Annotated in this window: 13 protein-coding genes; 7 read left to right on the top strand and 6 right to left on the bottom strand. The window is 67.5% G+C overall.

Annotated features, from left to right (window positions below; translation table 11 throughout):
- The first annotated feature begins 31 nt into the window (after positions 1 to 31).
- Positions 32 to 193 (top strand): hypothetical protein, encoded by a 162-nt coding sequence (locus PCQ86_RS00935; protein WP_012655207.1) that lies wholly within the window; start codon positions 32 to 34, stop codon positions 191 to 193.
- Between the two features lie 334 nt (positions 194 to 527).
- A complete protein-coding gene (locus PCQ86_RS00930; protein ID WP_011803548.1) occupies positions 528 to 2,399 on the top strand; it encodes a phosphoenolpyruvate carboxykinase (GTP) in 1,872 nt (623 codons plus the stop codon).
- Between the two features lie 177 nt (positions 2,400 to 2,576).
- Here PCQ86_RS00930 and PCQ86_RS00925 read toward each other — a convergent pair whose 3' ends face one another.
- Positions 2,577 to 3,017, bottom strand: a complete 441-nt coding sequence (locus tag PCQ86_RS00925) for a hypothetical protein (RefSeq protein ID WP_011803547.1) — start codon at positions 3,015 to 3,017, stop codon at positions 2,577 to 2,579.
- Positions 3,018 to 3,140: 123 nt separating this feature from the next.
- Here PCQ86_RS00925 and PCQ86_RS00920 point away from each other — a divergent pair, with 123 nt between their 5' ends.
- From PCQ86_RS00920 to PCQ86_RS00910, 3 genes are all read left to right on the top strand, one after another.
- Positions 3,141 to 4,112: a LysR family transcriptional regulator gene (locus tag PCQ86_RS00920; RefSeq protein ID WP_011803546.1), complete on the top strand. Its 972-nt coding sequence runs from the start codon at positions 3,141 to 3,143 to the stop codon at positions 4,110 to 4,112.
- A gap of 16 nt (positions 4,113 to 4,128) precedes the next feature.
- Positions 4,129 to 4,974, top strand: coding sequence for a metallophosphoesterase (locus PCQ86_RS00915; protein WP_012655203.1), 846 nt, complete (start codon positions 4,129 to 4,131; stop codon positions 4,972 to 4,974).
- Between the two features lie 112 nt (positions 4,975 to 5,086).
- On the top strand, positions 5,087 to 5,509 hold the full coding sequence (locus tag PCQ86_RS00910) for a universal stress protein (RefSeq protein ID WP_047350123.1): 423 nt from the start codon (positions 5,087 to 5,089) through the stop codon (positions 5,507 to 5,509).
- Here PCQ86_RS00910 and PCQ86_RS00905 read toward each other — a convergent pair whose 3' ends face one another.
- Together PCQ86_RS00905 and PCQ86_RS00900 are read right to left on the bottom strand one after the other, a co-directional pair.
- On the bottom strand, positions 5,510 to 6,142 hold the full coding sequence (locus tag PCQ86_RS00905) for a TetR/AcrR family transcriptional regulator (protein ID WP_270174637.1): 633 nt from the start codon (positions 6,140 to 6,142) through the stop codon (positions 5,510 to 5,512).
- A 70-nt stretch (positions 6,143 to 6,212) separates the two neighbouring features.
- Positions 6,213 to 7,124, bottom strand: coding sequence for a LysR family transcriptional regulator ArgP (locus PCQ86_RS00900; protein ID WP_011803542.1), 912 nt, complete (start codon positions 7,122 to 7,124; stop codon positions 6,213 to 6,215).
- Between the two features lie 87 nt (positions 7,125 to 7,211).
- Between PCQ86_RS00900 and PCQ86_RS00895 the strand changes: the two genes are divergently transcribed.
- A complete protein-coding gene (locus PCQ86_RS00895) occupies positions 7,212 to 8,552 on the top strand; it encodes a D-amino acid dehydrogenase (protein WP_252101588.1) in 1,341 nt (446 codons plus the stop codon).
- 12 nt (positions 8,553 to 8,564) lie between these two features.
- Here PCQ86_RS00895 and PCQ86_RS00890 read toward each other — a convergent pair whose 3' ends face one another.
- Together PCQ86_RS00890 and PCQ86_RS00885 are read right to left on the bottom strand one after the other, a co-directional pair.
- Positions 8,565 to 9,761, bottom strand: coding sequence for an ABC transporter substrate-binding protein (locus tag PCQ86_RS00890; protein ID WP_270174636.1), 1,197 nt, complete (start codon positions 9,759 to 9,761; stop codon positions 8,565 to 8,567).
- Between the two features lie 135 nt (positions 9,762 to 9,896).
- A complete protein-coding gene (locus PCQ86_RS00885) occupies positions 9,897 to 10,679 on the bottom strand; it encodes an alpha/beta fold hydrolase (protein ID WP_220638260.1) in 783 nt (260 codons plus the stop codon).
- Positions 10,680 to 10,786: 107 nt separating this feature from the next.
- Between PCQ86_RS00885 and PCQ86_RS00880 the strand changes: the two genes are divergently transcribed.
- Complete coding sequence (locus tag PCQ86_RS00880) at positions 10,787 to 11,347, top strand: flavin reductase family protein (protein ID WP_172205065.1); 561 nt, start codon at positions 10,787 to 10,789, stop codon at positions 11,345 to 11,347.
- A gap of 76 nt (positions 11,348 to 11,423) precedes the next feature.
- Here PCQ86_RS00880 and minE read toward each other — a convergent pair whose 3' ends face one another.
- Positions 11,424 to 11,690, bottom strand: a complete 267-nt coding sequence (minE, locus tag PCQ86_RS00875; protein ID WP_011803537.1) for a cell division topological specificity factor MinE — start codon at positions 11,688 to 11,690, stop codon at positions 11,424 to 11,426.

The raw sequence follows: 11,690 nt of genomic DNA, 5'->3' as shown, positions 1-11,690 counted from the left end.
AAGGCACCAGACCCCACAGGAGACCGAACCCATGGCCCATGACCACCCCATCGCCCCCAACGCCGCCGACGTCGAGGCCGCCACGGCCACCGATGCCGCCGAGTCCGTGGTGCATCTGATTCCCGTCGTGATCCCTGCGGTGGGTGCGGCCATGATCTTCCTGCTGGCCTTCATTGCGGTGTACATGGCCTGAACGCACCGCCCGCTCGCCACCCAGCCCCGCCTCTGCGGGGCTTTGTTTTTGGTGATCGCGTTTTGCACCGACGCCATGGCGCGCATAACGTCATGTGTTTTTTGCATGATTTAGCCCCCTGTCCGACAGACAAATCGGGGGCGTCTTCATAAAATCGTCACCCCAGCCGACCTGTGCAGGGGTGCCACCGCGGTACCCCCGTTTCGCCAGCCGACTGAGTCCCAGCGGTTTTTTCAAAGGCAGCGCGCAGATCGGTTCAGCGCGGGCCTGTGCGTCGTGACCCGGTTCGCTTCCTTTGAAAAGACTGTTTTTCAACTTCAAAGAAGCCTTCCCGATGAACGCACCCACCATGCCCGTCCTGGACATTCAGGCGCCCGCATACGTCAAGAACGCCAAGCTGATCGCCTGGGTGGCCGAAATGGCCGCGCTGTGCAAGCCCGCCCGCATCCACTGGTGCGACGGTTCGCAGCAGGAGTACGAGCAGTTGTGTCAGCAACTGGTGGATGCCGGCACGTTCAAGAAGCTGAACCCCGCCAAGCGCCCGGGCAGCTACTTGGCGTGGTCCGACCCGTCGGACGTCGCGCGCGTGGAAGACCGCACCTACATCTGCTCGGAGAAAAAGGAAGACGCCGGCCCGACCAACAACTGGATGGCCCCGGCCGAGATGCGCGCCACGCTGCAGCCGCTGTTTGACGGTTGCATGGCCGGCCGCACCATGTACGTGGTGCCCTTCTCCATGGGGCCTCTGGGCTCGCACATCGCCCACATTGGCATCGAACTGACCGACAGCGCCTACGTGGCCGTGAACCAGAAGCTGATGACCCGCATGGGCAAGGCCGTCTATGACGTGCTCGGCACCGATGGCGAGTTCGTGCCCTGCATGCACACCGTGGGCGCCCCGCTGGCTGCAGGCCAGAAGGACACCACGTCCTGGCCCTGCAACCCCCAGGTCAAGTACATCGTCCACTACCCCGAGACCCGCGAGATCTGGTCGTACGGCTCGGGCTACGGCGGCAACGCACTGCTGGGCAAGAAGTGCCTGGCGCTGCGCATTGCCTCGACCATGGGCCGCGACCAGGGCTGGCTGGCCGAGCACATGCTGATCCTGGGCGTGACCAACCCCGAGGGCAAGAAGTACCACGTGGCCGCCGCCTTTCCCAGCGCCTGCGGCAAGACCAACTTCTCCATGCTGGTGCCGCCGGAAGCCGGCTTCGCCGGCTGGAAGGTCACGACCATCGGTGACGACATTGCCTGGATCAAGCCCCATGCCGACGGCAAGATGTACGCCATCAACCCCGAGGCCGGTTACTTCGGCGTGGCCCCCGGCACCAACATGCACACCAACCCGAACTGCATGCGTTCGCTGGACAAGGACGTGATCTTCACCAACGTCGCCCTCACCGACGATGGCGATGTGTGGTGGGAAGGCATGGAGAAGGACACCGGCAAGCTCCCGGACCACCTCATCGACTGGCAGGGCAAGGACTGGACACCGCAGATCGCCAAGGAAACCGGCGCCAAGGCCGCGCACCCCAATTCGCGCTTCACGGTGGCCGCCACCAACAACCCGGCCCTGGACCCCGAGTGGGACAACCCCGCCGGCGTGGCCATCGACGCCTTCATCTTCGGCGGCCGCCGCTCCACCACCGTGCCGCTGGTGACCGAGGCCCGCAGCTGGATGGAAGGCGTTTACATGGCCGCGACCATGGGCTCCGAGACCACCGCCGCCGCCTTTGGTGCGCAGGGCGTCGTGCGCCGCGACCCGTTCGCCATGCTGCCGTTCTGCGGCTACAACATGAGCGACTACTTCCAGCACTGGCTCGACATGGAACACAAGCTGGAGGAGTCCGGCCACCAGCTGCCCAAGATCTTCTGCGTCAACTGGTTCCGCAAGGGCGAGGACGGCAAGTTCGTCTGGCCCGGCTATGGCGACAACATGCGCGTGCTCAAGTGGATGCTGGACCGCATCGAGGGCACGGCGCAAGGCGAGCCAACCATGTTCGGCATTGCTCCGCAGTACGCCGAGATCAACTGGACCGGCCTGGACTTCAGCACCGAGCAGTTCAAGACGGTGACCAGCATCGACAAGGCTGCCTGGGCCGAAGAACTGAAGCTGCACACCGAGCATTTCGACAAGCTGGCCTACCACCTGCCTCAGGAACTGCTGGCCACCAAGGCCGCGCTGGAGAAGCGTCTGGCGGCCTGACCGCCCTGCCTCGGCTCGGCATGAATTCAGCCGGGCCTACACACACAACCCCGCGACCACATCTGTGGCGCGGGGTTTTTTCATGAATGTGCCCCGGACGAAGCTGCCGCGCACATAGCAAAAAGGGCACCCGAAGGTGCCCTGTTGTCGGTTGGCGCGGGGTCGCCGCGCGGCCGTTCAGCGGTAACGGCGCAGGTCGTCCACCGCGATGCCGTTCATCGCACGGCTCAGGTCGGCCATGATGCGGGCGTCGCGCAGTGCGGCATTCCAGGTGCGCTCGTCCTCTGCCGCACGCCGGTGCGCATCCGACCAAGCCTTGGCAGCGGCACGCAGGCCCAGCACCGCGCTGCGCGCAGGTGCCGCCAGCAACGCCATTCCTGCGAAAGCGATCACCCACATCACCATCCAGCCGGCCAGCATGTGGCCATCGTTCCAGGTGTCCATGACCTGGTTGGCCACGACAAGCAGCGCGGCGACCAGCGCCGCCAGCAGCAGCGACGTTGCGCCGCGGGTGCCGTCAAAGCGGGCAGCGGTTTGCTTCAGATGGCTTGCGGCCTCTTCAATGCGTGCAATGCCGTGGTGCTGGACAGGAAGATCGATGTGTACAAACTTCGTCATGATGCGACTCGTACGCCACTGTTGGCGAAATTGCCGGGCGATGCAGCAATATTAGGGTTTACCCTGGTTTGTGTCTAATTTATATGTTGAATCACCCATATTCATCTGCGTGATGATTGCAGCATGCAGCCATTGAACTTTCGCACGCTGGATCTCAATCTGCTGCGCGTCTTTGACGAGGTCATGGCCGAGCGCAACCTGACCCGCGCCGCCGAGAAACTGGCCATCACACAGCCCGCCGTGAGCAACGCACTGCGCCGGTTGCGCGAGGTGCTGGGCGACGAGCTGGTCACGCGGCGCGGCCACGGCGTGGAGCCCACGCCGCGGGCACTGGCCCTGTGGCCCGCCGTACGGCACGCATTGGCACAGTTGCAGGAGACACTTTCCCCCGGGCGCTTTGACCCGGCGTCCGCTCAGACGACCTTCGTTCTGGCGATGGCCGACGCCACGGGTGCCACGCTGATCCCGCCACTCATCGAGATCGTGGAACGCGAGGCCCCCGGCGTCTCGCTGCGCGTGGTGCCGCTGACCACGCGCGACCCGCGCCGCCTGTTGGACGAGGAGAGCGCCGACATGGCCGTGGGTTACTTCCCCGCCGTGCTGGCCGACCTCACGGCGCGGGCGCAGTCGGACAACGTGGTGGCGCACGAAAGCACCCGCCTCTACGATAGCCAGTACGTGTGCGTGATGCGCGCGGACCACCCGCTGGCCGCCGTGCCGATGACGCTGGACCTGTACTGCGCCGCGCGCCACCTGCTGGTGAGCTTCTCGGGCAAGCCCTTCGGCTTCATCGACGGGGCATTGGCCGCGTTGGGACGTGAACGCCGCATCGTGCTTACCGTGAACCAGTTCTTCACCGCGGGACGGGTGGTGGCCACCACGGACCTGCTCACCGTGCTGCCGCGCCACTTCGTCGGCGTGGCCAGCGTGCGCGACGAACTGGTGTGGCGCCCGCTGCCCATGACGCTGCCGCCCGTGCACGTGGACGCACTGTGGCACCGCCGGCGCAACCACGACCCCGCCCACCGCTGGCTGCGCGAGGCGATTGCGCGCGCCGCGCGCAACACGCCCGCCCCCATCCACCGCCAGGATTGACCCCACCCACTCACCCATGAAGCTGCAACTGCTGTCCGACCTGCACCTGGAAGCCCACCCGCATTTCACCCCCAGCCCCGCCGTTGGCGCCGATGTCCTGGTGTTGGCCGGCGACATCGGCTCTTACCAGGCCGGCTCGCTGCTGTCGGACGACGACTTCGGCCTGGCGCGCTTCTCCCCTCTGCCGCAGTACGCCGGATGGCCCACGCCAGTGGTCTTCGTCCCTGGCAACCATGAATACGACATGCAGGACTTCGACGCCGCGCATGCGCGCCTGCGCCGCATCTGCGACCGGCTGGGGCTGATCTGGCTGGAGCGTGAGAGCATGGTGCTGCAGGGGGTCCGCTTCGTTGGAACGACGCTGTGGAGCGACTTCGACGCGCTGGCCGACCACGCGGGGATCACCGACCCGGGCCAGCGACTGCAGCGGCGCGAGAAGGCGTTCCGCGCGGCCAACTTCTATCTCTCCAAGACTGGCAGCACCCGCCAGGGTGTGCCCTTCCTGGCCGCCGAGGTGCGCGAACAGGCCCTGGTTTGCCAGGCCTGGCTACGCAACGCGCTCGCACAGCCCTTTGCGGGCACGACGGTGGCCGTCACGCACTTCGCGCCCAGCCTGCTCAGCGCCGACCCGCGCTACGGCCTGGTGCCGGGCACGGCGGGGTTTTGCAATGCGCTGGACGACTGCCTGCCCCACGCCCAGCTGTGGCTGCACGGCCATCTGCATGCGCCCAGCGACTACCTGGTGCGCGGGGCCCGCGCGGACGGCGCGCCCTGGAGCTGCCGCATAGTGGCCAACCCGCTGGGCTATGCCCGCAAGGGGGAGCAGGCAACCTTTCAGCCGCACTGCGTGCTCACCGTATGATGCGTGCGGGCCCTGCGCCCGCCACCGCGCACCGCATCAAAAATATGACTGAAGTCAAGACAACAGGCGCCAGCGCGGATTAGTCTGATTTCTCGTTTCCGGAGCACTTCGAATGAACATCCTGCTTGCTGTCGACGGCAGCATCTACACCAAGAAAATGCTGGCCTACCTAGCCGCTCACGACGAGATGCTGGGCAGCTCACACACCTACACGGCCATCACCGTGCAGCCCCAGTTGCCTCCCCGCGCGCGCGCCGCGCTCGGCAAGGAAGTCGTGGACAAGTACCACGCTGAGGAAGGCGAAAAGGTGCTGTCGCCCGTCGTGAAGTTCATGGCGCGTCATGGCGTGCAGCTCAAGACCATGACCAAGGTGGGCCCGGCGGGCGAGACCATCGCCAAGGTGGCCGAGTCCGGCAAGTACGACCTGATCGTCATGGGCACGCACGGCCACGGCTCGCTGGGCAAGCTGGTGATGGGCTCGGTCAGCACGCAGGTGCTGGCCAACTGCCAGGTGCCGGTACTGCTGGTGCGCTGATCAGGCCACCCGCATGGCGGGGCCGCTCGCCAGGCCGCTCAGGCAGGTGTCCGCGGCCCAGTCGATGATGCACTCGTCCGCATAGCCGCGGTCGCGCAGCATGCCGAGCATGGGATCGGCATTGCGCGCCAGCAGCGCACACAAGATCACATCGGGCGGCAACTCGCGCCGCAGCTGTCCCTGGGCCTGCGCCTCGACGATCCAGCCGAGGATGCAGGCATGCACCTCCTGCATCGATGCCTGGTAGGCGTCGCAGGCGCGCAGCGCCTGGGCCAGCGCGGAGTTGCGGCTGGGCAGCAGCGGCACCTCGTCGGCCAGTTGCAGTTGCAGCGTCCAGCACAGCAGCGCGTGCAGGCGCTGCATGGCGCCCAGTTCGGCCGGCAGCGCCACCAGAAAGCGCTGCAGGCGCTCCACCACATGCACCATGGCGGCCGAGCACAGGTCGTCCTTGCCGGCAAAGTGTTTGTACAGGCTGGCCTTGGCAATGCCCACGGCCGCGGCGACCTCGTCCACGGTCATGGTCTCGAAGCCTTTTTCGCCCAGCAGGCGGCTCGCGGCCTCCACGATGGCATCCTCGCGCGCCCGGAGCATCTGCTCCTTGAAGGACGGACGGGGCGGCTGCAACGTGTTCATGCGGGCGATGTTAGCGAGCCTTCACCCCGCGCAGGCCGATAACCCTAAAGACCCCCATCCGCGTGTGCCGTCAGGCCGACAGGTACTGCGCCGCCGCGCTGGTGAGCGCATCGGCCAGCGCATCCAGCACTTCCGACTCCAGGTTCCATGAGTGCCAGTACAGCTGGATGGGCAGCGTATGGCCCGGCGCCAGGTCCACCAGCCGGCCCTGCTGCAGCCAGGGGCGCGCGAGCAGCTCGGGCACCACGCTCACGCCCCAGCCCGCGGCCACGGCGCGCACCTGGCCCTCCGAGCTGGGCACGAACACGCGGCTGAGAGACACGCGTTTCAGGCCAAAGGTGCGCGTGACGAACTCGGCCTGCATATCGTCCTTGCGGTTGAACGAGACGAAAGGCACGTCGCGGAAGTTGTGCGCCGTGAGCCCTTGCGGCAGTTGTCGGCGCGCCAGCTCTGGCGCGGCCACGGCGACGTACTGCATCGCGCCCAGGGGCACCATGCGACAGCCGCGCAGCGCGCTCTTCAACGTCGTCACGCAGCCCATGACCTGGCCCGAGCGCAGCCACTCCTGCGTGAAGTCCTGGTCGTCGGCAATGATCTCCAGCGGCAGGCGCTGGCGCACCAGATCGCCGAGCGCGTCCACCGCCCAGGTGGCGATGCTGTCGGCGTTGATGGCGATGGCGATGCGCTCTTCCTCGCGGCCGCCGCCGCGCCCGCTGGGCATGAGGTCCTGCAGATCGCGCTCCAGGTCGGCGCGCAGCAGGCGCAACTGCTTGGTGTGCTTGAGCAGCAACTGCCCGGCCGAGGTGGGCTTGAGCGGCCGGCTGCGCACGATGAGCACCGAGCCCACCTGCGCCTCCAGCGCACGCAGGCGCTGCGACACGGCGGACTGGGTGATGTTCAGGCGGCGCGCGGCGCGCTCGAAACCGCCCTCTTCGACGATGGCGGCCAGGCATTCCAATGCGGCGGGGTCAAATGTGCTCACAGTCGGTATCCATTAGTCATTCTGATGAATTCCGAAGAAGTTTAATCACGCTTTTGTTTTTCATTGGGCCGCAGCACACTGCGCGCCATGAAAACCATCGTCCTGGGCGCCGGCATCATCGGCATTAGCACCGCCTGGCATCTGCGCGAGCGCGGGCATGAAGTCACTGTGGTCGACCGCCAGCCCGACGCGGCGCTGGAGACCAGTTTTGCCAACGCGGCGCAGATCTCGGTAAGCTACTGTGAGCCCTGGGCCAACCGCGAGGCGCCATGGAAGGCCCTCAAGTGGATGTTCGACAAGGAAGCGCCGCTGCTGTTTCGCCCCCAGCTCGACTGGGAGCAATGGCGCTGGTGCCTGAAGTTCCTGGCGCAGTGCAACGACACGGCCTTCGCACGCAACGTGCAGCAGATCGTGGCGCTGGGCGCGTACAGCCATGCCGCACTCAAGGACATAGTGCGCGCCACGGGCATCGAGTACCACCGGCTGGAACGCGGCATAGCGCACTTCTACACCGACCAGAAGTCCTTTGACGACGCGGCCCACGCCGTGGAACTGATGCGCCGCTTCGGCGTGCAGCGGCGCGTGGTCAGCCGCGACGAGCTGCTCGCCATCGAGCCGGCCTTCCGCGCCTACGGCGACCGCATCACCGGCGGCACCTACACCAGCACCGACGAGAGCGGCGACGCGCGCGTATTCACCCAGGCACTGGCCCGCCGCTGCGCCGAGCGCGGCGTGCAGTTCCTCTACGGTCACGACGTGCTGCGCCTGAACCGCTCCGGCGACGCTATTGAATCAATAGCTATTCGCGCTCGCCATGAAAGCGCTACAGGCCAAAAAGACCAAATACTGAAAGCCGATGCCGTGGTCGTTGCATGCGGCAGCTACAGCGCACCGCTGCTGCGGGGCGTGGGCGTGCACCTGCCCATCTACCCCGGCAAGGGCTACAGCGCCACGTTCCCGCTACTCAAACCGGAGGGCGCGCCCATGGTTTCCACCATCGACGACGGCAAGAAGATCGCCATGAGCCGCCTGGGCAACGTGCTGCGCGTGGCCGGCACCATCGAGCTGGGCGGCTACGACCTGTCGCTGGACAGCCCTGTGGCGCGCGCGCGCTGCCACATGCTGTCGCGCCGCATTGAGACCATCCTGCCCGGCGTGTGCGACACGCGCACGCCCGAGGAAGGCGGAGATCCGCAGTACTGGACCGGCCTGCGACCCGCCACGCCCACCAACATCCCGTTCATCGGCCGTACGCCGCTGCACGGCCTGTGGGTGAACGCCGGCCACGGCACGCTGGGCTGGACGCATGGCGCCGGCTCGGGCAAGGCCATGGCCGAGCTGCTGAGCGGCGAGCGGCCAGCCATGGACTTCGCCTTTCTGGGCGACGACACGCCCGCTGCCGCCTACGGGGCGCCGCGCCTGGCCTGAGCGGCTCGCACCTCAGCGTTTGCGCTGCACCAGCAGGTTGCGCTTGGCATCCTCGGGGTAGGCGAAGGTCACCGCGCCGGCCTGCACCTTGCCCATCACCAGCATGTTGGGGGTGATGGCTTCTTTCTCCTCGGCCGAGAAGGGCCGCTCGTAGGTCGCCACCACGCCGTAATACACGCGCTGCAGGTTCTCCAGCGAATGCTTGAGGGCCGTGCCGTTGACCTGCCCGTCGCGGATGCCCAGCAGGGCATACATCAGCAGGTAGGCCGCGTCGTACCCTTGCGCCGCCGCCATCGGCACGGCCGGGCGGCCCTTGAAGGCGCGCGCGTAGGTGCTCAGGAACGAGGCGCGGCGTTCGTTGCTGGGTTCGGCGATGAAAGTCTGCGCCGTCAGCGCCCCCTCGGCGGCGTCCTTGCCGCCCTGGATGAAGAACGGGAACGACAGCGTCCAGCCGCCGACCTGCGGCACCTTCCAGCCCAGCTCCTTGCGGCCTTGGGCAATGACGGCGTTCTCCGGCCCCACGGTGTAGCTGAAGATGACCTGTGCGCCCGCATCGCGCGCGGCCTGCAACTGGGGCGCCAGGCTCTTCACGCCCAGAGGGAAGTTGGTCGCGTACACGGGCGTGAGCTGGTGCGCGGCGAGCGCCGCTTCCACATCCTTGCGCCCGGCTTGGCCGTAGCCCGTGTCGTCGGCAAAGAGGGCCACGCGCGTCCAGCCGCGGCGCAGGATGTCCTCCACCACGAAGGGCGCCTGGATGTTGTCGGGGGCCGAGGTGCGGAAGATGAAGCTCTGCGCCGCCGGATAGGTGCGTGTCACGGGGGTGCCCGTGGCGCACGGCACGATCAAGGGCAGCTTCGCCTGCTGGAACACGTCCAGCGATTTCATCGCCACGCCGGTGTTGCAAAAGCCCAGGGCAGCCACCACGCCTTCTCTGGCCAGTTCCTGCGAGCGTTGACGGCCGGTGTCGGGCGAGCCCTGGTCGTCCTTGACCACCAGCTCCACAGGCCGGCCCAGGTAGCCGCCCACGGCGTTGAACTGCTCCACCGCGAGCTGGATGCCCTGCAGCATGTGCGTGCCGAAGTCCGACGACGGCCCCGAAAAGGGGCCGATGACCCCCACCTTCACGGGCTGGGCGCCCGCCATGCCCGCCAACGCCCACAGCGCCAGCGCCAGCGCCCCTGCCCAGTGTCTGGGTCTCATGGCCATCATCGCGTCTCCGCAATGTTGTGAAAAACACTCCAGCCTAACCAAAAGCGCGGGCGCGCGATGTGGTTTATTGCGCAGCGGTGCGCGGTCGCGGTCAGGGGCGGGTAAGCGATTTGCGGTGAGGGACCGCGCACGCGTTCAGTGCAGCACTGGCGCCGGGCCGGCCAGGAAGTCCAGCAGCGCCGCCTCGAAACCCTCGGGGTCTTCAAGCTGCGGCCAGTGGCCCACGCCGGGCAGCAGCACGGCGCGCGCATCGGGCAGCACATGGGCCAAGGCGAGCAGTGCCTCGGGCGGAGTGCAGCGGTCGTGCTCACCCCCGATGAGCAGCGCGGGCACCTGCAGGCGCACAAGTTCCGGCGCACGCCGCGCGAAAGCCGTCAGGGCCTCCAACGCACGGCGGTAGGTGGCGGGCGGCACGCGGCCCATGGCGTGCCGTGCAAGCTGCAGCCCCTCGGGCAGCGCGCCGGGGCCGGCGTCGCGCGCCACGGTAGGGTCGGCCAGCCGGGCCATGTCCCGTCCATCGTCCAGGCCCGCAAGGCGCGGCGCCACCCACACGGCGGTGGCGGCCTCGTCCAGCGCCGGGCCGCCGGCACACAGCACCAGCCGCCGCACGCGCAGCGGTGCCCGAACGGCGATCTCCAGCGCGAGCATCGCCCCCAGGCCGTGGCCGACCAGCACCACCTGCTCGCACCGCAGGGCATCGAGCAACAGCAGCGCACGCTGGGCCAGGCCCTTGAAGTTGTAGGGCTCCACCGGCGCACTGCCGCCATAGCCCGGCATGTCCCATGCCACGGCGCGATAGCCCGCGGCGGCCAGGGTTTCCAGCGTCGGGGCAAAGCCCAGGTGATCGCTATCGGCATCGTGCAGCAGCAACACGGTAGGGCCGGAGCCGAGCAGGGAAAAGCGTGGAAGAAGAGACATCGCAGGGTCCAGGGCCGCAGGGCATGCGCGCTGCAGGCGCGCAGGTGCAGACTGATAATAGCCCTCCCATTGCCCTACGCGGCGCGCCCAAGGCGCCGCCCCCCTTCGTGAACAGCCGCCTGCCCCACCCGCCCTCCAGCCAACCTCCCGTCTTCACGCCACGCGAGTTCCGCGACGCGCTGGGCATGTTCGCCACAGGCGTGACCATCGTCACGGCGCGCGGGGAAGGCGGCGCGCTGATCGGCATGACGGCAAACTCGTTCAACTCGGTGTCGCTGGAGCCGCCGCTGGTGCTGTGGAGCCTGGGGCACAAGACGTCGTCGCTGCCCGCTTTTTCCCGTGCCACGCACTACGCCATCAATGTGCTGACGGTGGAACAGCGCGCCCTGGCCGAGCAGTTCGCCACGCGCGGCATAGACCGCTTCGCCGGCGTGGCCTACCGCCTGGGACTGAGCGGCGTGCCGGTGCTGGACGGCGCGGCGGCCGTGTTCGAGTGCTTCAACCGCAGCCAGTACGTGGAGGGCGACCACACGATCTTCGTCGGCCAGGTGGAGCGCTGCAGCCACCGGGAAGGCGCCTCGCCCCTGCTGTACCACGGGGGGGTGTTCTACACGGAGCATCCGCTGGGAAGCCTTTCGGCCACCGTAGCCCGCCCGATGGAGAAATAGCCGCCCCGGCTTGCGCCGGAGCGCGGGCACGCCCGGCCGCTTCTGGGCTGGGCGGAACGGGCCTGATATCTGCCCGTTACTTGGCTGTCGCCTCGGGCAGTTCGATCTTCACTTCCAGCACTTCCAGGTCGTCCTGGCGCTCGAAGTGGACCTTCAGGTCGTCGGCGTTGATCTTCACGTACTTGGAGATCACCGCCACCAGCTCGCGCTGCAGCGCGGGCAGATAGTCGGGCTGGCCGGCGCTGCGGCCGCTGCGCTCATGCGCCAGGATGATCTGCAGGCGCTCCTTGGCCACCGAGGCCGTCTTTTTCTTCTCGCCTAGCAGGAAGGACAGCAGGGACAT

Source organism: Diaphorobacter sp. ED-3 (genome assembly GCF_027625375.1).
GTDB lineage: Bacteria > Pseudomonadota > Gammaproteobacteria > Burkholderiales > Burkholderiaceae_C > Diaphorobacter > Diaphorobacter nitroreducens.
The sequence above is the reverse complement of the archived record's forward strand: the minus strand, read 5'-3'. Positions and strand labels throughout refer to the sequence as shown.

Bases quoted from the DNA above. Each gene is read 5' to 3' on its own strand.
- PCQ86_RS00935 (WP_012655207.1), top strand. From the start codon at position 32: ATGGCCCATGACCACCCCATCGCCCCCAACGCCGCCGACGTCGAGGCC.
- PCQ86_RS00930 (WP_011803548.1), top strand. From the start codon at position 528: ATGAACGCACCCACCATGCCCGTCCTGGACATTCAGGCGCCCGCATAC.
- PCQ86_RS00925 (WP_011803547.1), bottom strand. From the start codon at position 3,017: ATGACGAAGTTTGTACACATCGATCTTCCTGTCCAGCACCACGGCATT.
- PCQ86_RS00920 (WP_011803546.1), top strand. From the start codon at position 3,141: ATGCAGCCATTGAACTTTCGCACGCTGGATCTCAATCTGCTGCGCGTC.
- PCQ86_RS00915 (WP_012655203.1), top strand. From the start codon at position 4,129: ATGAAGCTGCAACTGCTGTCCGACCTGCACCTGGAAGCCCACCCGCAT.
- PCQ86_RS00910 (WP_047350123.1), top strand. From the start codon at position 5,087: ATGAACATCCTGCTTGCTGTCGACGGCAGCATCTACACCAAGAAAATG.
- PCQ86_RS00905 (WP_270174637.1), bottom strand. From the start codon at position 6,142: ATGAACACGTTGCAGCCGCCCCGTCCGTCCTTCAAGGAGCAGATGCTC.
- PCQ86_RS00895 (WP_252101588.1), top strand. From the start codon at position 7,212: ATGAAAACCATCGTCCTGGGCGCCGGCATCATCGGCATTAGCACCGCC.
- PCQ86_RS00890 (WP_270174636.1), bottom strand. From the start codon at position 9,761: ATGATGGCCATGAGACCCAGACACTGGGCAGGGGCGCTGGCGCTGGCG.
- PCQ86_RS00885 (WP_220638260.1), bottom strand. From the start codon at position 10,679: ATGTCTCTTCTTCCACGCTTTTCCCTGCTCGGCTCCGGCCCTACCGTG.
- minE (WP_011803537.1), bottom strand. From the start codon at position 11,690: ATGTCCCTGCTGTCCTTCCTGCTAGGCGAGAAGAAAAAGACGGCCTCG.